Origin of the sequence: Streptococcus sp. 2579 (assembly GCF_013277195.1) — a bacterium.
In the GTDB taxonomy this organism is placed as follows: Bacteria; Bacillota; Bacilli; order Lactobacillales; family Streptococcaceae; genus Streptococcus.
This window is the reverse complement of the sequence record NZ_VMMM01000001.1, coordinates 38,868-64,870: the sequence shown is the minus strand read 5'-3', so window position 1 is coordinate 64,870 and position 26,003 is coordinate 38,868. Positions and strand designations below refer to the sequence as shown.

At 41.8% G+C, this 26,003-nt stretch carries 27 protein-coding genes and 1 pseudogene; 15 read left to right on the top strand and 13 right to left on the bottom strand.

The annotated features are described in order from the left end of the window. Window positions 1-4 precede the first annotated feature (4 nt). The 3 genes from HT725_RS00290 to HT725_RS00280 all read right to left on the bottom strand — a co-directional run bounded on the left by HT725_RS00290 (window position 5) and on the right by HT725_RS00280 (window position 3,903). Window positions 5-802, bottom strand: a complete 798-nt coding sequence (locus tag HT725_RS00290) for a Nif3-like dinuclear metal center hexameric protein (RefSeq protein WP_173218564.1) — start codon at window positions 800-802, stop codon at window positions 5-7. After that, window positions 789-1,466, bottom strand: coding sequence for a tRNA (adenine(22)-N(1))-methyltransferase TrmK (locus HT725_RS00285; RefSeq protein ID WP_173218555.1), 678 nt, complete (start codon window positions 1,464-1,466; stop codon window positions 789-791). Before HT725_RS00285 ends, HT725_RS00290 begins: the two co-directional genes overlap by 14 nt. A 100-nt stretch (window positions 1,467-1,566) precedes the next feature. Next, on the bottom strand, window positions 1,567-3,903 hold the full coding sequence (locus HT725_RS00280; RefSeq protein ID WP_173252852.1) for a cation-translocating P-type ATPase: 2,337 nt from the start codon (window positions 3,901-3,903) through the stop codon (window positions 1,567-1,569). Window positions 3,904-4,035: 132 nt separating this feature from the next. Here HT725_RS00280 and HT725_RS00275 point away from each other — a divergent pair, with 132 nt between their 5' ends. Beyond that, on the top strand, window positions 4,036-4,785 hold the full coding sequence (locus HT725_RS00275) for a 1-acyl-sn-glycerol-3-phosphate acyltransferase (protein WP_173252851.1): 750 nt from the start codon (window positions 4,036-4,038) through the stop codon (window positions 4,783-4,785). A gap of 42 nt (window positions 4,786-4,827) precedes the next feature. Here the strand turns inward: HT725_RS00275 and HT725_RS00270 are convergent, their stop codons facing one another. The 6 genes from HT725_RS00270 to rpsO form a co-directional block, all read right to left on the bottom strand. After that, complete coding sequence (locus tag HT725_RS00270) at window positions 4,828-5,520, bottom strand: alpha/beta hydrolase-fold protein (protein ID WP_173252850.1); 693 nt, start codon at window positions 5,518-5,520, stop codon at window positions 4,828-4,830. Then, a complete protein-coding gene (locus HT725_RS00265) occupies window positions 5,501-6,511 on the bottom strand; it encodes an ABC transporter substrate-binding protein (RefSeq protein ID WP_173252849.1) in 1,011 nt (336 codons plus the stop codon). The genes HT725_RS00270 and HT725_RS00265 overlap by 20 nt, the downstream gene beginning before the upstream one ends. Window positions 6,512-6,530: 19 nt before the next feature. Next, the gene (locus HT725_RS00260) at window positions 6,531-7,286 is read right to left on the bottom strand and encodes an ABC transporter ATP-binding protein (protein WP_173252848.1); all 756 of its coding nucleotides are present in this window, start codon (window positions 7,284-7,286) and stop codon (window positions 6,531-6,533) included. Window position 7,287: 1 nt separating this feature from the next. Then, the gene (locus tag HT725_RS00255; RefSeq protein ID WP_173252847.1) at window positions 7,288-8,334 is read right to left on the bottom strand and encodes an iron ABC transporter permease; all 1,047 of its coding nucleotides are present in this window, start codon (window positions 8,332-8,334) and stop codon (window positions 7,288-7,290) included. Between the two features lie 235 nt (window positions 8,335-8,569). Then, complete coding sequence (locus tag HT725_RS00250; protein ID WP_000531713.1) at window positions 8,570-9,190, bottom strand: CadD family cadmium resistance transporter; 621 nt, start codon at window positions 9,188-9,190, stop codon at window positions 8,570-8,572. A gap of 786 nt (window positions 9,191-9,976) precedes the next feature. Further along, window positions 9,977-10,246, bottom strand: a complete 270-nt coding sequence (gene rpsO, locus HT725_RS00245; protein ID WP_001018251.1) for a 30S ribosomal protein S15 — start codon at window positions 10,244-10,246, stop codon at window positions 9,977-9,979. Window positions 10,247-10,450: 204 nt separating this feature from the next. Here rpsO and HT725_RS00240 point away from each other — a divergent pair, with 204 nt between their 5' ends. The 3 genes and pseudogenes from HT725_RS00240 (at window position 10,451) to thrS (ending at window position 13,103) form a co-directional block, all read left to right on the top strand. Next, entirely contained in the window at window positions 10,451-10,825 is a 375-nt protein-coding gene (locus HT725_RS00240) for a hypothetical protein (protein ID WP_173252846.1), read from the top strand. A gap of 73 nt (window positions 10,826-10,898) precedes the next feature. Continuing rightward, window positions 10,899-11,107, top strand: a pseudogene (locus tag HT725_RS10435) (hypothetical protein). A gap of 40 nt (window positions 11,108-11,147) precedes the next feature. Further along, window positions 11,148-13,103 (top strand): threonine--tRNA ligase, encoded by a 1,956-nt coding sequence (gene thrS / locus HT725_RS00235; RefSeq protein WP_173252845.1) that lies wholly within the window; start codon window positions 11,148-11,150, stop codon window positions 13,101-13,103. Window positions 13,104-13,136: 33 nt separating this feature from the next. Here thrS and HT725_RS00230 read toward each other — a convergent pair whose 3' ends face one another. Together HT725_RS00230 and HT725_RS00225 are read right to left on the bottom strand one after the other, a co-directional pair. Next, entirely contained in the window at window positions 13,137-14,111 is a 975-nt protein-coding gene (locus HT725_RS00230; RefSeq protein ID WP_173252844.1) for a sensor histidine kinase, read from the bottom strand. Further along, window positions 14,104-14,781: a response regulator transcription factor gene (locus HT725_RS00225; RefSeq protein WP_000548993.1), complete on the bottom strand. Its 678-nt coding sequence runs from the start codon at window positions 14,779-14,781 to the stop codon at window positions 14,104-14,106. Before HT725_RS00225 ends, HT725_RS00230 begins: the two co-directional genes overlap by 8 nt. A 154-nt stretch (window positions 14,782-14,935) precedes the next feature. On the opposite strand from HT725_RS00225, the gene HT725_RS00220 reads away from it, so the two are divergent. Further along, window positions 14,936-16,009 carry a DUF2974 domain-containing protein gene (locus tag HT725_RS00220; protein WP_001273811.1) on the top strand — a complete coding sequence of 358 codons (1,074 nt, stop codon included), beginning with the start codon at window positions 14,936-14,938 and terminating at the stop codon, window positions 16,007-16,009. Window positions 16,010-16,179: 170 nt separating this feature from the next. Here HT725_RS00220 and HT725_RS00215 read toward each other — a convergent pair whose 3' ends face one another. Together HT725_RS00215 and HT725_RS00210 are read right to left on the bottom strand one after the other, a co-directional pair. After that, the gene (locus tag HT725_RS00215; protein ID WP_001166796.1) at window positions 16,180-16,617 is read right to left on the bottom strand and encodes an Rrf2 family transcriptional regulator; all 438 of its coding nucleotides are present in this window, start codon (window positions 16,615-16,617) and stop codon (window positions 16,180-16,182) included. 75 nt (window positions 16,618-16,692) lie between these two features. Continuing rightward, window positions 16,693-17,535 (bottom strand): metallophosphoesterase family protein, encoded by an 843-nt coding sequence (locus HT725_RS00210; protein ID WP_164226489.1) that lies wholly within the window; start codon window positions 17,533-17,535, stop codon window positions 16,693-16,695. Window positions 17,536-17,646: 111 nt separating this feature from the next. Between HT725_RS00210 and HT725_RS00205 the strand changes: the two genes are divergently transcribed. The 10 genes from HT725_RS00205 (at window position 17,647) to HT725_RS00160 (ending at window position 26,003) form a co-directional block, all read left to right on the top strand. Next, entirely contained in the window at window positions 17,647-18,297 is a 651-nt protein-coding gene (locus HT725_RS00205) for a metal-dependent transcriptional regulator (protein WP_054384446.1), read from the top strand. Window positions 18,298-18,699: 402 nt separating this feature from the next. Continuing rightward, a complete protein-coding gene (locus tag HT725_RS00200) occupies window positions 18,700-19,014 on the top strand; it encodes a YdcP family protein (RefSeq protein ID WP_000420682.1) in 315 nt (104 codons plus the stop codon). Window positions 19,015-19,029: 15 nt separating this feature from the next. Continuing rightward, complete coding sequence (locus HT725_RS00195; protein ID WP_000985015.1) at window positions 19,030-19,416, top strand: YdcP family protein; 387 nt, start codon at window positions 19,030-19,032, stop codon at window positions 19,414-19,416. 28 nt (window positions 19,417-19,444) lie between these two features. Continuing rightward, complete coding sequence (locus HT725_RS00190) at window positions 19,445-20,830, top strand: FtsK/SpoIIIE domain-containing protein (protein ID WP_173252843.1); 1,386 nt, start codon at window positions 19,445-19,447, stop codon at window positions 20,828-20,830. A 2-nt stretch (window positions 20,831-20,832) separates the two neighbouring features. Next, window positions 20,833-20,985, top strand: a complete 153-nt coding sequence (locus tag HT725_RS00185; protein ID WP_173252842.1) for a conjugal transfer protein — start codon at window positions 20,833-20,835, stop codon at window positions 20,983-20,985. Between the two features lie 22 nt (window positions 20,986-21,007). After that, complete coding sequence (gene mobT, locus HT725_RS00180) at window positions 21,008-22,213, top strand: MobT family relaxase (RefSeq protein WP_000398284.1); 1,206 nt, start codon at window positions 21,008-21,010, stop codon at window positions 22,211-22,213. A 42-nt stretch (window positions 22,214-22,255) separates the two neighbouring features. Then, window positions 22,256-22,477: a hypothetical protein gene (locus HT725_RS00175; RefSeq protein WP_001009056.1), complete on the top strand. Its 222-nt coding sequence runs from the start codon at window positions 22,256-22,258 to the stop codon at window positions 22,475-22,477. 116 nt (window positions 22,478-22,593) lie between these two features. Then, window positions 22,594-23,091, top strand: coding sequence for an antirestriction protein ArdA (locus HT725_RS00170; protein WP_000342539.1), 498 nt, complete (start codon window positions 22,594-22,596; stop codon window positions 23,089-23,091). 88 nt (window positions 23,092-23,179) lie between these two features. Beyond that, window positions 23,180-23,572: a conjugal transfer protein gene (locus HT725_RS00165; protein ID WP_000723888.1), complete on the top strand. Its 393-nt coding sequence runs from the start codon at window positions 23,180-23,182 to the stop codon at window positions 23,570-23,572. Further along, window positions 23,556-26,003, top strand: a complete 2,448-nt coding sequence (locus HT725_RS00160) for an ATP-binding protein (protein ID WP_000331160.1) — start codon at window positions 23,556-23,558, stop codon at window positions 26,001-26,003. Before HT725_RS00165 ends, HT725_RS00160 begins: the two co-directional genes overlap by 17 nt.

Below are 26,003 nucleotides of genomic sequence, written 5' to 3'. Positions count from 1 at the left end.
CTAACTAGATATGGTGGAAAGGATTGGTCGATGCTTGACTAGGTACAATATCAATAGTCCAGCCATTTTCTCCTTTCCATTGATTAAGAAGCTCTGCGATTTTTTCCACAAACAGCACTTCGATATAGTGTCCTGGATCCAGTGCCAACAAGCCATCAGACAGCATATCCTGGGCAGTGTGGTAGTAAATATCACCAGTGATATAGACATCCGCTCCTTTAGCTAAAGCATCCTTATAGAAAGACTGCCCGCTACCACCACAGATGGCAACTCTTGAAATAGGCTTCTGCAAATCGCTCTCTTGATAATGCACCAATCGAAGGCTATCTAAACCAAAGACTTGCTTGACATTCTGGGCCAATTCCTCAAATGTCTGAGGCTGAATATTTCCAATACGTCCAATCCCACGTTCAGGGCCTGTTTCCTGCAGATAAGTCGTTTCCTCGATACCTAACATCTGACAGAACCAGTCATTGAGACCATTTTCAACGATGTCAATATTGGTATGACTTACATAAACTGCAACGTCATGCTTGATGAGATCAATGTAAATCTGATTTTGTGGACGGCTGGCTACCAAATCCTTGATGGGACGGAAAATCGGCGCGTGCTTGACAATAATCAAGTCCACACCCTTTTCAATGGCTTCAGCCACCGTTTCTTCACGAATATCCAGAGCAACCATGACCCTTTGGATATCCTTGTCCAAAGTTCCAATTTGCAGGCCACGACTGTCTCCCTCCATAGAAAATTCCTGGGGGCAAAAGGCTTCATAAGCTTGGATCACTTCACTTGCTAACATGGAGCACCTCCTTGATGGCTTGAATTTTATCGACTAGAACTTGACGTTCCTCCAGATTTTTTTCTGGGATTTGTCCAAGGGCAAACTCTAGCTTAGCAGCTTCTTTTTGCCATTTTTGGACAAAGACTGGACTGACCTCTTTGCACAAGAAAGGGCCAAAGTGAACATCAATGGCTGATAGCTTCATTTGTCCTGCTTCCACCACCAAAATCTCGTAAAACTTGCCAGCTTCTTCTAAGATGCTTTCAGCTACAATCTGAAACCCATTCTCTTGTAGCCAGATGCGCAAGTCGTCTTCACGATTATTGGGCTGGAGGATCAATCGTTCTACATTAGCTAACTTGTCCAAGCCTTCTTCTAAAATCCTAGCAATCAAACGACCACCCATACCAGCAATGGTAATGACAGACACTTGGTCTGCCTCTTCAAAAGCTGCCAGCCCATTGGCTAAACGGACTTGGATTTTCTCCTTTAGACCATGAGCTTCAACGTTTTTGACTGCGGACTGGTAGGGACCTTCCACCACCTCACCTGCAATAGCACTTTTAATTTGGCCTCTCTCGACCAAGTCGATAGGCAGATAAGCATGGTCACTTCCCACATCTAATAAAATGGCTCCCTGTGGCACAAAGGAAGCCACTAATTCTAATCTCTTTGAAATCATTCTCTCTCACTTTCCAAACTCTATTACCTCTTATTATACCACATTTCAGCTAGCACTCCTCCACCTAAAAAGACCGCAATCCACAGATTGCAGCCTTTCTTTATTTTTTCGCTTGGTAACGACTGGTTAAGATAAATATCACGGTAAAGACCAACATCATGACACCATAAACAGGTAAAGTTTGTCCTGTTAAGGTCGAAATTTCAAGCAATTTTTGAATTCTTGGGAAGAGAGCTGTGGCTAGGAAGCCTCCTACTGACCAAACAATCAAGAGGACACGCCAGAGAGTGAATGGCATGCAGGCTCTAAATACGGATAAGAAACCAATTGACCCCAAGAGATAATAGAGTAGAGTTGAGATTTCTAACTCAGACCAACCTTGGCTACTTCCAAATATTTTCACAAACAGGACGCTGAATACGACCATGAGAGCGCTTGGTAGGGCACGAAGCATGGATCTTCTGAGGAAGTTTGGCTCGACAGGTTTGATATTTCGCTCAAAAGTCAGAACGAATGGTGGGAAACCTTCCACGAATTGGTCAATCATGGTAATCTGGATTGGAATGAAGGGGAAAATCAAGATCCACTCAGACCGACCTAGTAAAGCACTGGCGATACAGATAACTGCGAGCAAGAAAGAATAGATGGTCTTTATCAAGAAAATCGGTGCGATATGGGCAATGTTATTAACCACACGACGACCTTCAAAGAGAATCTCAGGAACATCATTAAAGTCAGAGTTCAAGAGAACCAGATTGGCAATCTGACGAGTCGCAGGATCTCCCTCAGCCATCACGATAGAACAATCCGCCTCACGAAGGGCCAGGATATCATTAACTCCATCCCCTGTCATAGCTGTTGTATGACCCGCTTTTTTCAGCGTTTGGATGATGAGTTTCTTTTGATGAGGGGAAACACGTCCGAAAATCGCAGTCTCCTCCGCCATAGCAATCAATTCCTCATCCGTAATTTTGGAGCAATCTACATAACTGTCATAGTCCGCAAAACCAGCCTTCTGGGCAATGCTGGATACCGTAACTGGATTGTCACCAGAGATAATCTTGAGCCCCACTTCCTGAGAACGGAGATAGTCCAGCGTCTCTGCTGCTCCCTCTCGAATGGGGTCCAAGATTTCCAACAAGGCTAGAGCCTGAATATCAGATGGTTTTTGTGGTTTGTGATGGTCTAATTTCTCCTGACTGAGAGCTAAGACCAAGACACGTGAACCTCTCTCCAAGGCCTCTCTGGCTTCTGGAACCTCAGAATCCAGCAACATCTCAGGCGCCCCTAGGAAAACTGTCCCCAGACCTTCCAATTCCATTGCTCCCCACTTGCGGTCGCTAGAGAAGGGGAGATTGGAAATCATAGGATAGGCTACTAGACCTTGGAAACGCTGGCGAATAGCTTGGGCAGTTGGATTTTTATCCTCACTATGGGCTATGTAGCTTGTCAGGATGCTAGCAAGCGCTGACTCTCCATACTGTTCGGTCAAAGGAAGAACGGCTTCCACCTGCATCTTTCCTTGGGTGATGGTACCCGTCTTGTCCAGACAGAGCATGTCCACGCGCGCCAAGGTCTCAACAGAGTACATCTCCTGCACCAAGACCTTTTTCAAACCTAGCTTGATCACTGCAGTCAAGAGCGAAGTAATGGTCAAAAGGGCGATTCCCTTGGGCAACATTCCCAGTAGGGCTGTCGACGAATTTACAACGGATGACTTGAGAGGCAGGCCTTTTAAAAGCAAGGCTTCTAGCAAGAGAGCCAGACCAAAGGGAATGATAATCTTCCCAGTAAAACCAGCTAACCTGTCCAGCGATTTCATGATACGAGAGTTGATTGGTTTAACGGTCTTGGCTTCCAGCATGAGTTTGGCAGCATAGTTGTCTGCACCGACATGGTGAACTTGAGCTAAAACTGACCCACTGGCTAGGAAACTTCCAGACAAAAGCAAGGCGTCAACTTCCTTTTGCACCAAATCACTCTCTCCCGTTAGCATGGCTTCATTGACTTCCGCAAAACCTTCCAAAACCAAGGCATCACTGGGAATCTGCTCTCCTGCAGACAAACGAATGACATCTCCTAACACCAATTCTTCAGGATTCAGAGCCACTTCTTGGCCATCACGAATGGTTTTGACCTTTTCCTTGGTCATGAGATTGAGCTTGTCCACCATGTGTTTAGCCCGCAGCTCGGTCACAATCCCAGAAAAAGCGTTAAAGCAGATAACAGCAAAAAAGACCAAATTGCTCCAAGCCTGCACAAAGGCAAGGGCCAAAGCAATGGCAAAGTTCAAAGCGTTAAAAAGGGTAAAGACATTTCGTTTAACGATTTGCCAAGTGCTAGTACTGGCCGATGCAGTAAAATCATTGACCAAGCCCTTAGCCTGTCTTTCCTTGACTTCTCTTTGGGTTAATCCCATAATCTTATTTTTATCCATAAATTCTATCATATCATTTTTTTTAACAGAATTCTAATCTCATCCCAAATATGCACCTAGTCAAGGGAAAAGTTTGCCAGCCCTCCTTTGATAAGGTATAATAATAACAAGAAAAGAATCGAAGGAGATCGCATGTTTTATACTTATTTACGTGGATTAGTTGTCTTGCTCCTATGGTCCATCAATGGCAATGCCCACTATCATAATACTGATAAAATTCCTAATCAAGATGAAAATTATATTCTGGTTGCACCTCACCGCACCTGGTGGGATCCTGTTTACATGGCCTTTGCGACCAAGCCAAAACAGTTCATCTTTATGGCCAAAAAAGAACTCTTTACCAACCGTATCTTTGGTTGGTGGATTCGTATGTGTGGCGCTTTTCCTATCGACCGTGAAAATCCTAGCGCTTCTGCCATCAAATACCCTATCAATGTCCTCAAAAAAAGTGATCGCTCTCTTATCATGTTTCCAAGTGGGAGCCGTCACTCAAATGATGTTAAGGGTGGCGTAGCCTTGATTGCCAAAATGGCCAAGGTCCGTATCATGCCGGTTACCTACACAGGTCCCATGACTTTGAAGGGCTTGGTTAGCCGTGAGCGTGTTGATATGAACTTCGGAAATCCAATCGATATCTCAGATATCAAGAAAATGAATGATGAAGGCATTGAAACAGTCGCCAATCGCATTCAAACAGAATTCCAACGTTTGGACCAAGAAACGAAACAATGGCACAATAATAAAAAACCAAATCCACTCTGGTGGTTTATCCGCATCCCTGCTCTCATCCTTGCCATTATCCTCGCTATCCTAACTATCATCTTTAGCTTTATCGCAAGCTTCATCTGGAATCCAGATAAGAAAAGAGAGTCTCTTGGTTAAGAAATACAATTATCCCTTGGCTTTTGCCAAGGGATAATTCTTTTATTCGATTTTCCATTTTTGGGCCAACCAGCTAGAAAAAGCTAGAAATCGCTCAGCTACTTGTTCATGGTGTCCATAAGGATCAAAGACAAACTGACCGTTCAGATAGCGTTTCTGAAGACTGGTATGAATCTGCTCAGCATAGACTGGTGCTTGAGCTAAGCGATTGCTACGATTAGCTCCTTCTGTTTGACCATTCTGTAAATACAGCAAACAGTCTAGATTTTTCACCTTTTCTTCCTTGCAGTAAGTCACAAAATCAGGATACCAAAAGGAACCGCAAATCGAAAAGACACAGGAAACCTTGTCAAAGCTGAAAAGACTGTAGACTGCCGCCAAACCGCCTAGTGAGTAGCCTCCATAAGCAAGGCGAGTTTCGTCCAGGCGATAAAGCGACTGCAACTTGTCTAAAAGACCTCCAAACAAATGATCATGATAGACGTTGGCCTGACCGCCAAAATCTGGAGCTCCATCTCTCAGAGCAGCTGCCTTCCAAGGAGTGTAGTCATCTAGGCGATTTTTAGAGGTCAAGCCCACTAAAATCACAGATTCGGAAAGGGATGATAGGAAGTCCAAGTTTCCATCATTCAATAAAATAGCCGGATAGGTTTGATTGGGGTCGTAGCTAGAAGGAAGGCTGATTTTGACTTGAATTCCTTCCCAATCAAACTCATTATTTATTGATAAAGTCATTGATTTTCTCAAGGGAATCAATCACTGCTGGACCATAGTCCATCAATTCATCGTAAGAGATGGTCATGATTTTTTGATTCTTAATAGCAGGAACGCTTTCCAAAACAGCATTTGCCTTCATCAACTCTACTGCTTTTTCATCCAATTTTTTATTACGATCGCTGGTTACATAGATAATCAATTCAGGATCCATTGACACGAGGTTTTCCAAGGTCAAGCCTGATGTCCCCGTAGCAACGTTTGTATAACCAAGTTGGTTCAGCAAACTTTCTTGCAAAGCAGACTTGTAGGCACCGAAGGTTTCATCATTATAAGCAACCATAATCAAAGCCTTTTTCTTTTCACCTTGACTTGCTGGATTTGCTTTCTTAACAGCGTCAATTTTAGTTTGTAATTGGGCCGCGTATTCATTGGCCTTGTCCTGAACATTAAAAATCATTCCAAGATTTTTGACATCTTCTACGATATTCCCCAAATCTTGCTGAATTGTTGAGAGAGAAGCTTTTTGAGTATAAACTGGGATTTTGTTTTCATTCCAAGTGCTAACTGTCCCCAAGGATTTTTCAGAAAACATCATGTTTCGACCCATCACAGCGTCTGGCTCATAAGAAAGGACTGTCTCTTGTGAGACTGTTTTTTTATCCCCAATTTGAGGAATCGTCGCAATCGCGTCCTTGTATTTGTCCGTCACAGCATTGTCTGGATTGAGCATGCCAACAATTTTATCCTTCAACCCCAACTCCAATAAGATTTCAGTGGTTGAAAGATTGTTGGTGATAACTTTTTCAGGTGCCTTGTCAAAAACTTGTTCGACTTCATTTCCCTTAGCATCATAAGTTTTGATAGTTAGCGGATAAGTCGTCTCTGCGTTAGCCTTTTGACTTGTTTCTGCGCTTGATTGTGTGGTAGCTTTTTCTGTAGTAGTGTTACCACAAGCTGCCATGGTTAGAGTAGCTACTGTTACCAGTAAAATGCTTAGTGTTTTTTTCATCTTGTTTTCCTTTTCATTCTTATAAATAGTGAATCATGGCTTGCTGATCCTCGGTCCAAGTCACCTGACTTTGAACTCCGTATACAGTTTGCAATGACTCAGGGGTGATGGTCTCCTTTGGAGTCCCTTGGTAAAGGATTTCTCCTTCTTTCATCAGATAGAGATAATCCGAATAGCGACAAGCAAGTTGAATATCATGTAGGACAGCTAGAACATTGACCTTGAGATTTTTCACAATGGCTAACAAGTCTAGCTGATACCTGATATCCAGGTGATTGGTTGGTTCGTCTAGGAGCAAGATAGTCGGTTCTTGCGCCAAGGCTCGGGCTAACAAGACTCGCTGTTTCTCTCCTCCTGACAGGGACGAATAGAGACGAGTTTTCTTCTCAAGCATATCCACCTTAACGAGAGCATCTTGAACGAGGGCATAATCTCTTTCCCCTTCCTTCTGTAAAAAAGAGAGGTGGGGAGTTCTTCCCAGCAAGACGATTTCTTCAACTGTACAATCAAACTGCAGTTGGTTAAACTGGGTCACAACTGCCATTTGCTTGGCTGTTTCTTTGAGCGTCCATTGTTCCAGAGGCTTTCCATCTAGGCTTATCAAGCCTTTGTCCGCCTTTTCCTGACGATAGAGGAGTTTAAGCAGGCTGGTTTTTCCACTTCCATTTGGTCCTAGTATCGTGTGAAATTGATTCCCTTCAACCTTAAGAGAGACTCCTTTGAGGATTTTTTTCTCTCCCAGTCCAAAGTGGACATCCTGACAAATCAAGTCCATATCAGACCCTCACCTCCCTTCGCCTACCTCCAACAATGTAGATAAAGAAGGGAGCACCCACTAAGGCTGTGAAAATACCAATAGGAAGCTCTGCGTTTGGAATGATGATACGAGAGAGTACGTCTGCCCAGATGACAAAGAGGGCACCTAGCAAGGTTGCAACAGGAAAAAGTCTCTTGTAATTCGTTCCTACTAACCCTCGAGCTAAATGTGGAGTAATCAGACCGACAAATCCAATAATCCCACAGGTTGCCACTAAGACTGCTGTCAGCACAGCCACCATGGTCACATAAAGATACCAATAAAAGCGTAAGGGAATCCCCAAAGTTAAAGCAGCCTCATCTCCCATCATCATCGCATTGAAAACACGATACTGAGTAGAGAAAAATAGAAAGGCCATTCCTACTACTATAGTTGGTAGGACCAAGTCTGCCCAGGAAGTACCAGCGAGCGAGCCCATGGTCCAAAACTTAATGGTCATCACACTGTCCGCATTAGCTCCGACTGAGATAATAAAGTTTGAAAAAGCCAGAAAGAGAGCGTTGACCACCGTTCCTGATAAGATTAGACTGGAAGTCGTCATCCTTCCCTGCATAGAGGCAATGATGAGGACAGCGATTGTTGCCAAAATAGCTCCAAGAAAAGCTCCAAAGCTAATCATCACTTTTAAACCAAGAATGATGCTCAAAGTTGCCCCTAGAGTTGCACCCGCAGATATTCCTAAGACATAAGGCTCAGCGATGGGATTGTTCACTGTAGACTGCATCACGCTACCACACATAGAAAGGCCTGCCCCTACTATTAAACCTAACAATACTCGAGGGAATCTCATGTTCCATACAATGGCAAGAGTAGACTTGGAAACCTCTCCTATCTCAAGAGGAAACCCCAACCTGCTCAAAATAATCCGATAGGTATCTCCTAGATCAATTGCAACAGATCCCATTGAAACTGCTAGAAAGAGAGAAATCCCTAAAATACCTAGCAAAATAACTAAAAGTAACACAAATTGCTGGTCTTGTCGGCTTCCAGAAAATTTGGAAAGCATGCAAACCTCCTTTGATAGAATCTTAAAAATTTAGAAAATTCTCATGAAAAGTATACCATATTTTCAACTGTGTAACAAGATGAGAACAAATGAATATAGTTGATTTTATTGTGCTAGGAACCGTAACCGAAGATTATACTTGAGTATATCGAGGTAAGGTGCCAACGCAAAAAGCCCTCTGAAAATCAGAGAGCTGATTTGAGCTCGGGCTAAAATCCTAGTGAAACAAAAAAATCTACACGGTCAGAAAAGTCTCTATCGTGCCATTTTCATACATGATATATAGTCCAAGTAGAATGAATACTAAGGGCACAATGATTCGCTCGTATTTTTCAATTGTCTCGAATATTAACGGAATAGAGGATAACACCCGACTAATCTCGCATAAGATAATTATGCCGATTACAAACACAAGCAAGGCCACGAGGGTCTGTGACCAATCTAACGAAGCAAAATAAGGTATATAGATACCTAAATTATCTCCGCCAGACGCAATTGTTAGCAATGTAACTGTCCAAAACAGTTGATTTGCCTTGCTTTGTTCTAATCTTTCAATAATTTCTTCCTCTTCTTCCTCTTCTTCCTCACCTTCTCCAACAATTGCAAAGCGAATCCCTAAATAGATAGGGATTAAACCAAGCAATCCAACCATCCATTCTTCAGGCACGAAATTAACGACATAAGCAGCAACTAAACTCGCCCCTACAAGTAAGCCTGTGCCTAGATATTGCCCCGCATAAATATGCCATTTTTGTTTATTCTGTGATAGCTGTGCAAATAAAATAAATAAAATAATTAAATAATCGATACTGGTGGAAATATAAACACCAATAGCAGATATGATTGTCTGTCCCATAAAAAACCTCCTGTATTGGTCAGTAATAAATCAGCAGATTTTAGGAGAGCACAGACACATTAATTTAGCTATCGCTAGTGGGTAATTTCGAACATAGGAAAGCATTTTACTCCTCCTCAAAACGTAGTTACAAAGTAATTTCTAACTGGAATTCGGTGACTACTTCCATGTAAAGTATAACATACTATACTTTACTTCGTAAAGTGTGGGCTCTCCGAAGGGGCTTGCAGACAGCTACTCGGCTTTTCAAGCCGAGTAGCCACGCATCTTTATGGTGTCATTAGCTGATACCATTTGAGGTTTTTGTAGTCCCAAAATTGTGACCGATAAAACCTCAATAAAAAAGCCCTCTGAAAATCAGAGAGCTGATTTGAGCTCGGGCTAAAATCCTAGTGAAAAAGATGAAACTCCTTGTGTTCATCGAACACTGTGTCATTTCCCTATTTTCATACGGATTTCTTACGCCCTTAGCATCATGATTCTTGCTGGATAAAACGTTTATAGACTAGACGGCGAGGCGAAGAATGTACGAAACTTTCAGTGAAACAAAAAATCTCCCCGAAGGGAGAATATCTGGTTTATTTTACCTTACAGTGCTAGGAACCGTAACCGAAGATTATACTTGAGTATATCGAGGTAAAGTGACAACAAAAAAAGCCCTCTTAAAATCAGAGAGCTCCAGTCTTGCTAGATAAACCGTTTATAGACTAGGCGACGAGGCGAAGGTTGTACTAATGGTACATCGAGCCGAAGCCAACGAAGTATAGAAACGGTTTAGACGCAAGATTAGCGACGAAGTCCTAGAGAGTTGATTAACTCACGGTAACGGTTAACGTCGTTTTTACGCAAGTATGCAAGCAAGTTACGACGGCGACCGATTTTTTTCATCAATCCACGGTAAGTAGCGTGGTCTTTTTTGTGTTGTTTGATGTGTTCGTTAAGGTGGTTGATTTCCCAAGTAAGGACAGCAACTTGAACCTCTACTGAACCTGTATCACCTTCGTGACGTGCATATTGTGCGATGATTTCATTTTTTTTCTCTTTTGAGATTGCCATGATGTTTCTCCTTTTTATTTGGCTTCATCCGAGTGACAGGTTGGCATGCCTGTAACCAAGAAGAAGTTATTTGTCTTTACGACAATCCCTATTCTACCAATAACTAACTTCTTTGTCAACAGATTTACTTTCTTGTTTAAAATATTCTATAATAATCATAGTAAGAAATCCAAGTTGTCTGTTTTTTAAAACGAGGTGATTATCATGCCTAGATTCTATTCCCATCTCCCCTATTATTTGGTCATCTTTTTCTTTTACTGGCCACTTTATGAGTTGTTATCACTAATCATTTCTGACCCCCTTTTGCTCAAGAGTCTCTACGTAAACAATCTTCTCTTCTTTACACCTCTGGTAATCTTGATTGTATCGTTACTCTATAGCTACCGTTTCCGTTTCACACTTTGGTGGTTAATTGGTAACGGACTGCTCTTTTGCTTTACTATCATAACCTTTGGTGAATTTATCTGGTTCTACTTTTTAGCCTATGAAACCTTGGCTCTGGTGGGCATGGCTTCCGGTATTGGTATCAAGCATATTCTACAAAAAATGAAAAACAAAAAACTTTCACAAAATCCTTGAAAAATCTCACAATCATGCTATAATAATCCATAGAGACAAGTCACTTAGTTCCTTTCTACTAGAGAGTGCGTGGTTGCTGGAAACGCATAGAAAGCCTAAACTGATACTACTCTACTGACTTTTATGAAAACATAAAACGGTGGCCACGTTAGAGCCAATCAGAGGTGTCCCTCTTTTTTGAGGAACATAAATGAAGGTGGAACCACGTTGCGACGTCCTTTCGAGGATGTCGCTTTTTGTTTTTCTAGCTTTCACAGTCCTCTGTCCCTGTTTTCAGAATAGGGTTAACACATTCGTCAATAATATAAGTAAGGAGAACATCATGATTAACATTACTTTCCCAGATGGCGCTATTCGTGAATTCGAATCTGGCGTTACAACTTTTGAAATTGCCCAATCTATCAGCAATTCCCTAGCTAAAAAAGCCTTGGCTGGTAAATTCAACGGCAAACTCATCGACACTACTCGTGCTATCACTGAAGATGGAAGCATTGAAATCGTGACACCTGATCACGAAGATGCTCTTCCAATCTTGCGTCACTCAGCTGCTCACTTGTTCGCCCAAGCAGCTCGTCGTCTTTTCCCAGACATTCACTTGGGAGTTGGTCCAGCCATCGAAGACGGCTTCTACTACGATACTGACAACACAGCTGGTCAAATCTCTAACGAAGACCTTCCTCGTATCGAAGAAGAAATGCAAAAAATCGTCAAAGAAAACTTCCCATCAATCCGTGAAGAAGTTACTAAAGACGAGGCACGTGAAATCTTCAAAAATGACCCTTACAAATTAGAATTGATTGAAGAACACTCAGAAGACGAAGGTGGTTTGACCATCTACCGTCAGGGTGAATATGTAGACCTTTGCCGTGGCCCTCACGTCCCATCAACAGGCCGCATCCAAATTTTCCACCTTCTCCATGTAGCAGGTGCTTACTGGCGTGGAAATAGCGACAACGCTATGATGCAACGTATCTACGGTACAGCTTGGTTTGACAAGAAAGACTTGAAAAACTACCTTCAAATGCGTGAAGAAGCTAAGGAACGTGACCACCGTAAACTTGGTAAAGAGCTTGACCTCTTTATGATTTCACAAGAAGTGGGACAAGGTTTGCCATTCTGGTTGCCAAATGGTGCGACTATTCGTCGTGAGTTGGAACGCTACATCGTAGACAAAGAGCTAGCTTCTGGCTACCAACACGTCTACACTCCACCACTTGCTTCTGTTGAACTCTACAAGACTTCTGGTCACTGGGATCATTACCAAGAAGACATGTTCCCAACTATGGACATGGGTGACGGGGAAGAATTTGTCCTTCGTCCAATGAACTGTCCGCACCACATTCAAGTCTTCAAACACCATGTTCACTCATACCGTGAGTTGCCAATCCGTATCGCTGAAATCGGTATGATGCACCGTTATGAAAAATCTGGTGCCCTCACTGGTCTTCAACGTGTGCGTGAAATGTCACTCAACGACGGTCACCTCTTCGTTACTCCAGAACAAATCCAAGAAGAATTCCAACGTGCCCTTCAGTTGATTATCGATGTTTATGAAGATTTCAACTTGACTGAATACCGCTTCCGCCTCTCTCTTCGTGACCCTCAAGATACTCACAAGTACTTTGACAACGATGAGATGTGGGAAAATGCCCAAACCATGCTTCGCGCAGCCCTTGATGAAATGGGCGTGGACTACTTTGAAGCCGAAGGTGAAGCAGCCTTTTATGGACCAAAATTGGATATCCAAGTTAAGACCGCTCTTGGAAAAGAAGAAACTCTTTCTACTATCCAGCTTGACTTCTTGCTTCCAGAACGTTTCGACCTTAAATACATCGGAGCTGATGGCGAAGAGCACCGTCCAGTTATGATCCACCGTGGAGTTATCTCAACTATGGAACGCTTCACAGCTATCTTGATTGAGAACTACAAGGGTGCCTTCCCAACATGGCTTGCACCACACCAAGTAACCCTCATCCCAGTATCTAACGAAAAACACGTGGACTACGCTTGGGAAGTAGCTAAAAAACTCCGTGACCGTGGTGTCCGTGCAGACGTAGATGAACGCAATGAAAAAATGCAGTTTAAAATCCGTGCGTCACAAACCAGCAAGATTCCTTACCAATTGATCGTTGGGGACAAGGAAATGGAAGACGGAACAGTCAACGTTCGTCGCTACGGCCAAAAAGAAACACAAACTGTCTCAGTAGATGATTTTGTTCAAGCTATCCTAGCTGATATCGCCAACAAATCACGAGTTGAGTCTAAGAATCTAGCATAAAAGCCTCCAATCCGGAGGCTTTTTCGTCTATTCTCACTCAAGGACTAAGTTCACTTGAGCAAACTGAATCCGCACTATCGTTCCTGTACCAACCTCAGACTCGATACGAATCTGGTGCCCCAGTTCTTCAGAAATTTTCTTGGATAGGTAAAGACCAAGTCCAGATGACTGCTGGGTTAGGCGCCCATTGTATCCTGAAAATCCACGTTCAAAGACTCGGAGAACATCACTGTTTTTTATTCCGATTCCTGTATCCTTGATACAGAGCTCTTGACCGTCCATATAAATCTCCAGACCACCTTCCTTAGTGTACTTGAGACTATTTGAGATGATTTGCTCAATGACCACTAGCAGCCATTTCTTATCTGTCACGATTTCTTTATCAAGGTCATGTAGATTGACATTTAAGCCTTTTTGAATAAAGAAAAGAGCATATTTACGAATCATTTCCTTGACCAAGTTCTCAATTTGAACCTTCTTTAAGACCAAATCATCATGAAAACTTTCTAAACGCAGGTACTGTAAAACTAGATTGGTATAGGAGTCAATCTTAAAAATTTCCTGTTCTAATTGCTGCTTCAGTTGGCGGTCGGCTACTTCTGCAACTAAGAGTTGACTGGCTGCAATGGGAGTCTTTATCTGATGGACCCACAAGGTATAGTAATCCAGTAAATCCGTCAATTTTCTTTCTGAATCTGACCTTTGCTGATAGAGTTCCATCTCACGCGCTTCTAATTTTTCTGCTAAAGCTATTTCCAAAGGAGACTGGGCTTCTCTCTCTCCATAGAGAATTTCCTGGCGATAGACCTGCATTTCCACCAATATGTCCCAAGCGAAAAATAAGATGGTTACAAAGCAACACAAAAGAAAAAAGTAGAGAAAGTAAGTTCCTAAACTGGCAAATAAAAACTGAAAGAGCAAAACCAGAAATGCTAAAGCAAGTAGATAGACAAACAGACGACTACGGGAACGCAGATAGGCTAGAAAAAATTGTTTCCAATCAAGCATGCTTCAATCCGTACCCTATTCCTTTCTTGGTCTCGATAAATCCTACCAAGCCCTGCTCTTCCAATTTTTTACGCAAACGAGCCACATTGACAGAGAGAGTATTATCATCAATGAAAAAGTCACTATTCCAAAGTTCTCGCATGAGGTCGTCACGCGCTACGATATTGCCCGCATGCTCAAACAAAACGCGTAAAATCTGGAATTCGTTCTTGGTCAAATTCAAGACTTGGCCTTGATAATGCACATCCATGGATTTGGTATTGAGGATAACACCAGCATATTCCAGTAAACTCTCGTCACGCCCAAACTCATAGGAACGACGCAACAAGCCCTGAACCTTGGCTAAAAGAACCTGCTGATCAAAAGGCTTGGTCACAAAGTCATCCGCCCCCATATTGATTGCCATGACGATATCCATAGCCTGGTCTCTCGAAGACAGAAACATGATGGGTACCTTGGAAATCTTGCGAATCTCCTGACACCAGTGATAGCCATTAAACAAAGGCAGTCCAATATCCATTAGGACCAGATGAGGTTCCGACTGAACAAATAGACTCAAAACTTCCATAAAGTCTTCTACCAGGACCACTTCAAATCCCCATTCAGAGAGCATTTTCCCGACCTGTTGACGAATGACCTGATCATCTTCTACTAATAAAATCTTGTGCATGCGCTCCTCCTTTTCTATTATTATAACAGATTTTTCCATGCTCGAAGGTCTGAAACTGAATTTGAAAGAGCTTGTTTTTAACCAGCAGATATAGGCAAGCCGACTAGCTAATTTGAGGGAAATTTGATAAGATAAAGAAAAGAAAGGAGCTCTTATGGCCAATATTTTTGACTATCTGAAAGATGTCGCATACGATTCCTTTTACGACCTTCCTTTGAATGAGTTAGACATTCTAGCCTTAACAGAAATCACCTACCTCTCCTTTGATAATCTGGTCTCCACAGCTCCTCAGCGACTTTTAGAACTGGCACCTCAGGTTCCAAGAGAACCTAACATGTTGACCAGCAAAAATCGCCTCCAGCTATTAGATGAACTAGCTCAACACAAACGCTTCAAAAATTGCAAACTCTCCCATTTTATCAACGACATCGACCCTGAGCTGCAAAAGCAATTTGCTGCTATGACATACCGCCTCACTCTCGATACCTATCTGATTGTTTTTCGAGGTACAGATGATAGTATTATTGGTTGGAAGGAAGATTTCCACCTGACCTATATGAAGGAAATTCCTGCTCAAAAGCACGCCATTCGCTATTTAAAGAACTTTTTTGCCCAACATCCTAAGCAAAAGGTCATTCTGGCTGGGCATTCCAAGGGAGGAAATCTAGCCATCTATGCTGCTAGTCAAATTGAGCAAAGCTTGCAAAATCAAATCACAGCAGTTTATACCTTTGATGCGCCTGGTCTCCACAAAGAATTGACACAAACCGAGGGCTATCAAAGGATAATGGATAGAACCAAGGTCTTTATTCCACAAGGTTCCATTATCGGTATGATGTTGGAAATCCCTGCCCACCAAATCATCGTTCACAGTACTGCCTTGGGTGGTATTGCCCAGCACGATACCTTTAGTTGGCAAATTGAGGACAAACACTTCGTTCAACTAGATAAGACTAATAGTGATAGTCAACAAGTCGACACAACCTTCAAGGAGTGGGTGGCCACAGTCCCTGATGAAGAACTCCAGCTCTACTTCGACCTCTTCTTTGGCACCATTCTAGATGCTGGGATTAGATCCATCAATGACCTGTCTTCCTTCAAGGCTATCGAACACATTCGTCATCTCTTCGTCCAAGCTCAATCCCTCACTCCAAAAAAAAGAGAAACCATGGGACGCCTCACCCAGTTATTGATTGATACCCGTTACCAAGCCTGGAAAAATAGATAAAAAGCTTATGAAAAGGTAATACTCTTCGAAAATCTCTTCAAACCACGTCAGCTTTATCTGCAACCTCAAAGCTGTGCTTTGAGCAACCTGCGGCTAGCTTCCTAGTTTGCTTTTTGATTTTCATTGAGTATAAAAACCTTTTCATAAGCTTTTTTGTTTTAAAGAAAAAATCACTCCTTCATCTGACTCTCTGCATCAGCCACGACTTGCTCTAAACTGGTCTGACCAAGTTCAGCCTCCATAGCCAGCTGAATTCTCTCCAATTTTTGATCCAAAACATCATGAATATGAGCTCCAACTGGGCAATTTGGATTTGGATTGTCATGGAAACTAAAGAGTTGACCGGTCTTACCAAGACACTCAACCGCTTGATAAACATCTAAAAGACTAATGTCCTTGAGATCCTTGACAATCTCTGTTCCGCCCGTTCCACGCGCTACTGAAATCAGCTCTGCCTTCTTCAACTGGGACAAGGTTTTTCTGATAATGACAGGATTGACCCCGACACTAGCAGCCAGAAAATCACTGGTCACCTTGCTTTCCTTCCCCTTGAGGGCAATAATAATCAGCATATGAGTCGCAATGGTAAATCTACTTGGAATTTGCATCCTCTTCTCCTTTTTATGAGGCTAGCCTGCCTCTACTCTTCTTTTTCTATTATTATACCCTTTTCAGTTGTAATGTCAATCGTTACCACTTTTCAACCAAGCATCTAATTCCCTATCATAACCCTCTTTCTGGGCCAATTCTCTCAAAAATTCCTGATGATGAGTATGGTGGATCCCATTGACCAGACTTTCATAATAAACCTCAAAATAGGGAAGTTTGAGGTCTTTAGCCAACTGCAATTCAGCTGCCACATCGTAGTCTACCCGTCGGAAGTCCATATCTACCAAGCCCTTGTCATCAAACTCCAAAATCATATACTGGGCCCGCAAGTCCTTCCGTAGCTGAGCGTCTAAAAAGAAAGGTTGCCCAATCGAACCAGGATTGACAATCAATTGTCCACCAGTCCCGTAACGAAGCAACTGCTGGTGAATATGACCATAAACAGCAATATCGCAAGGCGGATTGGTCACCAAGCGATCAAAATCCTCTTGCGCTCCAGTATGAATCAACTCTCGTCCCCAATTCTTATCAGGAAGATGGTGGCTAATTCCTACCGTCAAATCCCCAAACTGACGATGGATCTGGAGTGGTTGATTATGGAGCAGTTCAATTTCTTCTAGGGAAATCTCCTCTAGAACATACTGGCACTGGCGCAAGAGATAGCGTTGGCTGGGACGAGTACTATCCAATTCCTTACGGATACCATGCCACAGACTATCTTCCCAATTTCCCAAAACTCTAGCTGTAATCGGTAGTTGAGCCAACAAGTCCAAAATCCTTCTACGCCCTGTCCCTGGCATGAGAATATCTCCCAAAAGCCAGTATTCATCCACTCCTCGCTGCCGAGCATCTGCCAAAACAGCCTCCAAGGCGGTGGTATTTCCATGAATATCTGAAAGAAGAGCTATTTTCGTCATATCCATCTCCTCGTTTTTTCTCTTGCAATAAGTATAACATAAAAAGTCACAGCTAGAGAAATCTAGCTTTTTTTGATATACTAGATAAAGATATTAGACAAGAGGAAGCGAATGACCCCGAATAAAGAAGACTATCTAAAATGTATTTATGAAATTAGCATAGATTTGCATAAGATTACCAACAAGGAAATTGCTGCCCGCATGCAAGTCTCTCCCCCTGCCGTAACTGAAATGATTAAACGGATGAAGAGCGAAAATCTCATCCTCAAGGACAAGGAATGTGGCTATCTACTGACTGACCTCGGCCTCAAATTGGTCTCTGAGCTCTATCGTAAACACCGCTTGATTGAAGTTTTTCTGGTTCATCATTTAAACTATACGAGTGACCAGATTCACGAGGAAGCTGAGGTATTGGAACATACTGTCTCTGACCTCTTCGTGGAAAGACTGGATAAATTGCTTGGATTTCCCAAGACCTGCCCTCACGGAGGAACCATTCCTGCCAAGGGAGAACTCCTAGTTGAAATCAATAACCTCCCACTAGCTGACATCAAGGAAGCTGGCTCCTACCGCCTGACTCGGGTGCATGATAGTTTTGACATTCTCCATTATCTGGACAAGCACTCACTTCACATCGGTGATCAGCTCCAAGTCAAGCAGTTTGATGGCTTCAGCAACACCTTCACTATCCTTAGTAAAGACGAGGACTTACAAGTAAGTATGGACATTGCAAAACAACTCTATGTCGAGAAAATCAACTAATTTCTCCAATCCCCTACCAACCCTGAAAGTTTGATTTTCAGGGTTTTCTTATCTATTTTTTATATCAAAAATAGCATAAAAATCTAGTTATCCGCATAAAAACTGGACTTATCACACTTTATCAAGGTCAAAACCACTCAATTTACTACTAATTTACTACTTATGAATGAGCTTTGATACGACGATTTATCCTTGAAAAGTGAAGATATAAAGATACTTCCAATAAAATTTGAATATTTAATAGGTAGACACTTCAAAAAATGAGGTGTCTATTTTTTTACCCGATTTTGAAAGGAAGTGAACTTATGAAAACAAAAAATCAAGAATCAAAAGGTCGTTCCCCACTCTTTAAGACCATCAAACATTCATTCAGCCAATAAAAAAGAAAGGATAGGTAAAAATATGGAACTTAAATTTGTGATTCCCAACATGGAAAAAACATTCGGCAATTTAGAATTTGCTGGCGAGGATAAAGTCGTTCAGCGAAGAATCAACGGACGGCTAACTGTCTTATCAAGAAGCTATAATCTCTATTCTGATGTTCAAAGAGCAGATGATATTGTGGTGGTGCTTCCTGCTGAAGCTGGCGAAAAACATTTCGGCTTTGAGGAACGTGTGAAGTTAGTCAATCCACGTATTACCGCAGAGGGCTACAAAATCGGCACTCGTGGTTTTACAAATTACCTTTTACATGCTGACGACATGATAAAAGAATAAAGAAAGAGAGGAAAAATGATGAGATTAGCAAATGGCATTGTATTAGATAAAGACACGACTTTTGGAGAATTGAAATTCTCTGCTCTACGTCGTGAAGTGAGAATCCAAAATGAAGACGGGTCGGTTTCAGATGAAATCAAGGAACGTACCTATGACTTAAAATCCAAAGGACAAGGACGCATGATTCAAGTAAGTATTCCTGCCAGCGTGCCTTTGAAAGAGTTTGATTATAACGCACGGGTGGAACTTATCAATCCCATTGCGGACACCGTTGCTACTGCCACCTATCAAGGAGCAGATGTTGACTGGTATATCAAGGCAGACGATATTGTGCTGACAAAGGATTCTAGTTCATTCAAAGCTCAACCACAAGCAAAGAAAGAACCGACACAAGACAAATAGTCGCTAGGTAGAAAGGAGACTTTTTCGCATGAAACAGCGTGGTAAAAGGATTCGCCCATCTGGTAAAGATTTAGTCTTTCATTTTACGATAGCGTCACTCCTGCCTGTTTTCCTGCTGGTTGTCGGACTGTTTCATGTGAAGACAATCCAGCAGATCAACTGGCAGGATTTTAACCTATCACAAGCAGATAAGATTGACATTCCCTATTTAATTATCAGTTTCAGTGTCGCAATTCTTATCTGCTTGCTGGTAGCGTTTGTATTCAAATGGGTTCGCTATGATACGGTTAAACAACTTTACCACCGTCAAAAACTGGCAAAGATGATACTTGAAAACAAGTGGTATGAATCTGAACAGGTCAAAACAGAGGGTTTCTTTAAAGATAGTGCTGGTCGTACAAAGGAAAAGATAACCTACTTCCCTAAAATGTATTATCGACTTAAAAATGGCTTGATACAGATACGGGTGGAAATCACGCTGGGAAAATATCAAGACCAACTCTTACACTTGGAAAAGAAATTAGAGAGTGGCTTGTACTGTGAGCTGACGGATAAAGAGTTAAAGGATTCCTATGTGGAATATACTTTGCTCTATGACACCATAGCCAGTCGTATTTCTATTGATGAAGTAGAAGCTAAAGATGGTAAACTTCGCTTAATGAAAAACGTATGGTGGGAATATGATAAGCTCCCTCATATGTTGATTGCTGGTGGTACAGGTGGCGGTAAAACTTACTTTATACTGACACTGATTGAAGCCTTGCTTCATACAGATTCAAAACTGTATATTCTTGACCCGAAAAATGCTGACCTTGCGGACTTAGGTTCTGTGATGGCAAATGTCTACTATAGAAAAGAAGACTTGCTTTCTTGCATTGAAACATTCTATGAAGAAATGATGAAACGTAGTGAGGAAATGAAGCAGATGAAGAACTATAAGACTGGCAAAAATTATGCTTACTTAGGTCTCCCGGCACACTTCTTAATCTTTGATGAATACGTCGCTTTCATGGAAATGCTGGGAACAAAAGAAAACACCGCAGTTATGAATAAGCTGAAACAGATTGTCATGTTAGGTCGTCAAGCTGGCTTCTTTCTAATACTGGCTTGTCAACGTCCAGACGCAAAATATTTAGGCGACGGAATCCGTGATCAGTTTAATTTCAGAGTGGCTTTAGGTCGTATGTCTGAAATGGGCTATGGCATGATGTTTGGCAGTGACGTACAAAAGGATTTCTTCTTAAAGCGAATCAAAGGTCGTGGCTATGTTGATGTAGGAACAAGTGTCATATCAGAGTTTTATACTCCCCTTGTACCAAAAGGATATGATTTCTTGGAGGAAATTAAAAAGTTATCCAACAGCAGACAGTCCACGCAGGCGACGTGCGAAGCGGAAGTCGCAGGTGTGGACTGATCTTGCTGGCTAGTGTGGCAATAGCCACGCCAGCACTTAACCCCCCGTATCTAACAGGGGGGTACAAATCGACAGGAAACAGTCAAAAAAACATTAGAAAATCCTTTGGTTACAAGGGATTTACAAAATTTCAGCGTATGTCAAATGGGCTTTAAAAGTTGACATACGCCTTTTTGATTGGAGGGATTTTTACTGAATGAACAAACTTGGTTACAGCATTTAAAAGAAAAACGCTTGGCTTATGGACTATCTCAAAACCGTTTAGCTGTTGCGACTGGTATTACAAGGCAGTATCTAAGCGATATTGAAACAGGAAAAGTCAAGCCATCAGAGGATTTACAGCAGTCCCTTTGGGAAGCTCTGGAACGCTTCAATCCCGACGCTCCCCTTGAAATGCTGTTTGATTATGTAAGGATTCGCTTTCCGACAACAGACGTACAGCAGGTGGTCGAAAACATCTTACAACTGAAACTGTCCTATTTTCTTCATGAGGACTATGGTTTCTATTCTTATTCAGAGCATTATGCTTTAGGCGACATATTCGTCCTTTGCTCCCATGAACTGGACAAAGGAGTTCTGGTGGAATTGAAAGGTCGTGGGTGCAGACAATTTGAAAGCTATCTTCTGGCACAACAAAGAAGCTGGTATGAGTTCTTTATGGACGTTTTGGTGGCTGGCGGTGTGATGAAACGCCTTGACCTTGCCATTAACGATAAGACAGGGATTTTGAATATCCCTGTACTCACTGAAAAGTGCCAACAGGAAGAATGTATCTCCGTCTTCCGCAGTTTTAAAAGCTATCGCAGTGGCGAACTGGTACGCAAAGAGGAAAAGGAATGTATGGGAAACACCCTCTATATCGGTTCATTACAAAGTGAAGTTTATTTCTGTATCTATGAAAAGGACTACGAGCAGTACAAGAAAAATGATATTCCCATTGAAGACGCAGAAGTAAAAAACCGTTTTGAGATTCGATTGAAAAATGAGCGTGCCTATTATGCAGTCCGTGATTTACTCGTCTATGACAATCCAGAGCATACCGCCTTTAAAATTATCAATCGGTATATCCGTTTTGTAGATAAAGACGATTCCAAACCTCGTTCTGATTGGAAACTGAATGAAGAATGGGCTTGGTTTATTGGGAACAATCGTGAACGATTAAAACTAACCACAAAACCAGAGCCTTACTCCTTCCAAAGGACGCTGAACTGGCTATCTCATCAAGTTGCCCCGACCTTAAAGGTTGCGATTAAACTTGATGAAATCAACCAGACGCAGGTTGTAAAAGACATTCTCGACCATGCGAAACTGACAGACCGACACAAGCAGATTTTGAAGCAACAGTCAGTAAAAGAACAGGACGTGATAACAACAAAAAAATAACTCAAATACAAATTCATTGAATATAGAGAGGAGAACATTTTTATGAATTTTGGACAAAACCTTTATAACTGGTTTCTATCAAACGCTCAATCACTGGTGCTTTTAGCAATCGTTGTGATTGGCTTGTATCTTGGCTTCAAGCGTGAGTTTAGCAAACTGATTGGCTTTTTAATTATTGCGATTATTGCGGTTGGCTTAGTCTTCAACGCTGCTGGAGTAAAAGACATTTTACTAGAGCTATTCAATCGCATTATTGGTGCTTAAATAAAACCGTTCTTTTGTGGAATATAAGTGGTTTTCTTATGTTCCGCAAAGGAATGGTACACCAAACGAAGTGCGGTAGGGATTTTTGAATCTCTACAAAGAAAGGACGTGAATATATGGACGATATGCAAGTCTATATTGCGAATTTAGGCAAATACAATGAGGGCGAATTGGTCGGTGCGTGGTTTACCTTTCCCATTGACTTTGAGGAAGTCAAAGAGAAAATCGGCTTGAATGATGAATATGAGGAATACGCCATTCATGACTACGAGTTACCCTTTACGGTTGACGAATACACTTCCATTGGCGAACTCAATCGACTATGGGAAATGGTATCGGAATTACCCGAAGAATTACAATCGGAGCTATCTGCTCTGCTCACTCATTTTTCAAGCATTGAAGAACTAAGCGAACATCAAGAGGATATTATCATTCATTCCGATTGTGATGATATGTATGACGTGGCACGCTACTACATTGAAGAAACGGGTGCTTTAGGCGAAGTACCAGCTAGTCTTCAAAACTATATTGATTATCAAGCCTATGGTCGGGATTTAGACCTTTCAGGAACGTTTATCTCAACCAATCATGGGATTTTTGAAATCGTCTATTAAATCTGTCGGTACATTACTACTGGCAGATTTTCTATTTTACGGGGTGGCTCAATCAGCTACCCCTATTTTTTATGAAAGGATTGATTACATGAAGAAAATACGAAGCTATACCAGTATCTGGTCTGTGGAAAAGGTACTGTATTCTATCAATGATTTTAGACTTCCGTTTCCCATAACCTTTACGCAAATGACATGGTTTGTCGTGTCACTCTTTGCAGTGATGATACTTGGCAACTTGCCCCCTCTTTCCATGATAGAGGGAGCATTTCTCAAATACTTTGGGATTCCTGTGGCTTTCACATGGTTTATGTCTACAAAAACTTTTGATGGTAAAAAGCCTTATGGATTTTTGAAGTCTGTCATTGCTTATGCACTGCGACCAAAGCTGACCTATGCAGGAAAAAAAGTAACGCTTGGCAGAAACCAGCCACAAGAAGCCATTACAGCAGTTAGGAGTGAATTTTATGGCATATCCAATTAAATACATTGAAAACAATCTCGTCTGGAATAAAGACGGGGAATGTTATGCTTACTATGAGCTTGTTCCTTACAATTACTCATTTCTAAGTCCAGAACAGAAAATACAAGTGCATGATTCTTTCAGACAGCTTATCGCACAAAATCGTGATGGCAAAATTCATGCTTTACAAATCAGTACAGAATCCAGCATACGTTCTGCACAAGAGCGTTCCAAAAATGAAGTCACTGGCAAGCTCAAAGCGGTTGCCTATGACAAAATCGACCAACAGACAGACGCTTTAATATCCATGATTGGCGAAAATCAAGTGAACTACCGTTTCTTTATCGGCTTTAAGTTGCTTCTCAACGATCAGGAGTTTTCTATGAAAAGTCTTACCGTTGAAGCAAAAAATGCTTTGTCTGATTTTGTCTATGATGTGAACCATAAGCTGATGGGCGATTTTGTTAGTATGAGTAATGATGAAATCCTGCGTTTTCAGAAGATGGAAAAGCTCTTAGAAAATAAAATCTCTCGTCGTTTCAAAATCCGCAGGTTAGATAAGGACGACTTCGGCTATCTGATTGAACACCTTTACGGACAGACAGGCACTGCCTATGAAGAGTATGAGTACCATCTATCAAAGAAAAAGCTGGATAATGAAACGCTGATTAAATACTATGACTTGATTAAGCCTACTCGCTGTTTGGTGGAAGAAAAACAGCGATATTTGAAAATCCAGCAGGAAGATGAAACCGTCTATGTAGCTTACTTTACCATTAACAGCATTGTCGGAGAACTGGACTTCCCGTCCTCTGAAATCTTCTACTACCAGCAACAGCAATTTACATTCCCGATTGATACGTCAATGAATGTGGAAATTGTAGCGAATCGTAAAGCCCTATCTACTGTCCGCAATAAAAAGAAAGAACTGAAAGACTTGGATAACCACGCTTGGCAAAGTGATAATGAAACCAGCTCCAATGTGGCGGAAGCTCTGGAAAGTGTGAATGAGCTGGAAACCAATTTAGACCAAAGCAAGGAATCTATGTACAAGCTGTCTTATGTGGTAAGGGTATCAGCAAATGATCTTGACGAACTCAAACGTCGTTGTAATGAAGTGAAAGATTTTTATGACGATTTAAGCGTAAAACTGGTACGACCATTTGGGGATATGCTCGGCTTACATGAAGAATTTTTACCTGCCAGCAAGCGTTATATGAATGATTATATTCAATACGTGACCTCTGATTTCCTCGCTGGTTTAGGTTTTGGTGCTACTCAAATGCTGGGGGAAAATGAGGGGATTTATGTTGGCTACAGCTTAGATACTGGACGCAATGTCTATCTGAAACCTGCTCTTGCCAGTCAAGGGGTTAAGGGTTCAGTAACCAATGCGTTAGCGTCGGCTTTTGTTGGTTCGCTGGGTGGTGGTAAATCCTTTGCGAATAACCTTATCGTCTATTATGCGGTGCTTTATGGGGCACAAGCAGTGATTGTAGACCCAAAAGCAGAACGTGGCAGATGGAAAGAAACCTTGCCAGAGATTTCCCATGAAATCAATATCGTCACTCTGACTTCTGATGAGAAAAACAAAGGCTTACTTGACCCTTATGTGATTATGAAAAATCCCAAAGATTCTGAATCACTGGCTATTGATATTCTGACATTCCTTACGGGGATTTCCTCTCGTGATGGGGAACGCTTCCCAATCCTTAGAAAAGCCATTCGTGCAGTAACCAATAGTGAAGTACGAGGGTTGATGAAAGTGATTGAGGAATTACGGGTTGAGAATACGCCACTAAGTACCAGTATAGCCGACCATATCGAAAGTTTTACAGACTATGACTTTGCACATTTATTATTCAGTAATGGTTATGTGGAGCAGTCTATCAGCTTAGAAAAACAACTGAACATTATACAGGTTGCGGACTTGGTACTTCCCGACAAGGAAACTTCCTTTGAGGAATATACCACTATGGAGCTTTTATCCGTTGCTATGCTGATTGTCATTAGTACCTTTGCTTTAGACTTTATCCATACAGACCGAAGCATTTTCAAGATTGTAGATTTAGACGAAGCATGGAGCTTTTTACAGGTAGCACAAGGAAAAACACTATCTATGAAGCTGGTTCGGGCTGGTCGTGCTATGAACGCTGGGGTATATTTCGTGACCCAAAATACAGACGACCTCTTAGATGAAAAACTGAAAAATAACCTCGGCTTAAAATTTGCATTTCGTTCCACTGACCTTAACGAGATTAAAAAGACCTTAGCCTTTTTTGGTGTAGACCCAGAGGACGAAAACAATCAGAAGCGATTGCGTGATTTGGAAAACGGGCAATGCCTTATCAGTGATTTATATGGTCGTGTCGGTGTGATACAGTTCCACCCTGTATTTGAAGAACTGCTCCATGCCTTTGATACCAGACCACCTGTGCGAAAAGAGGTGTAA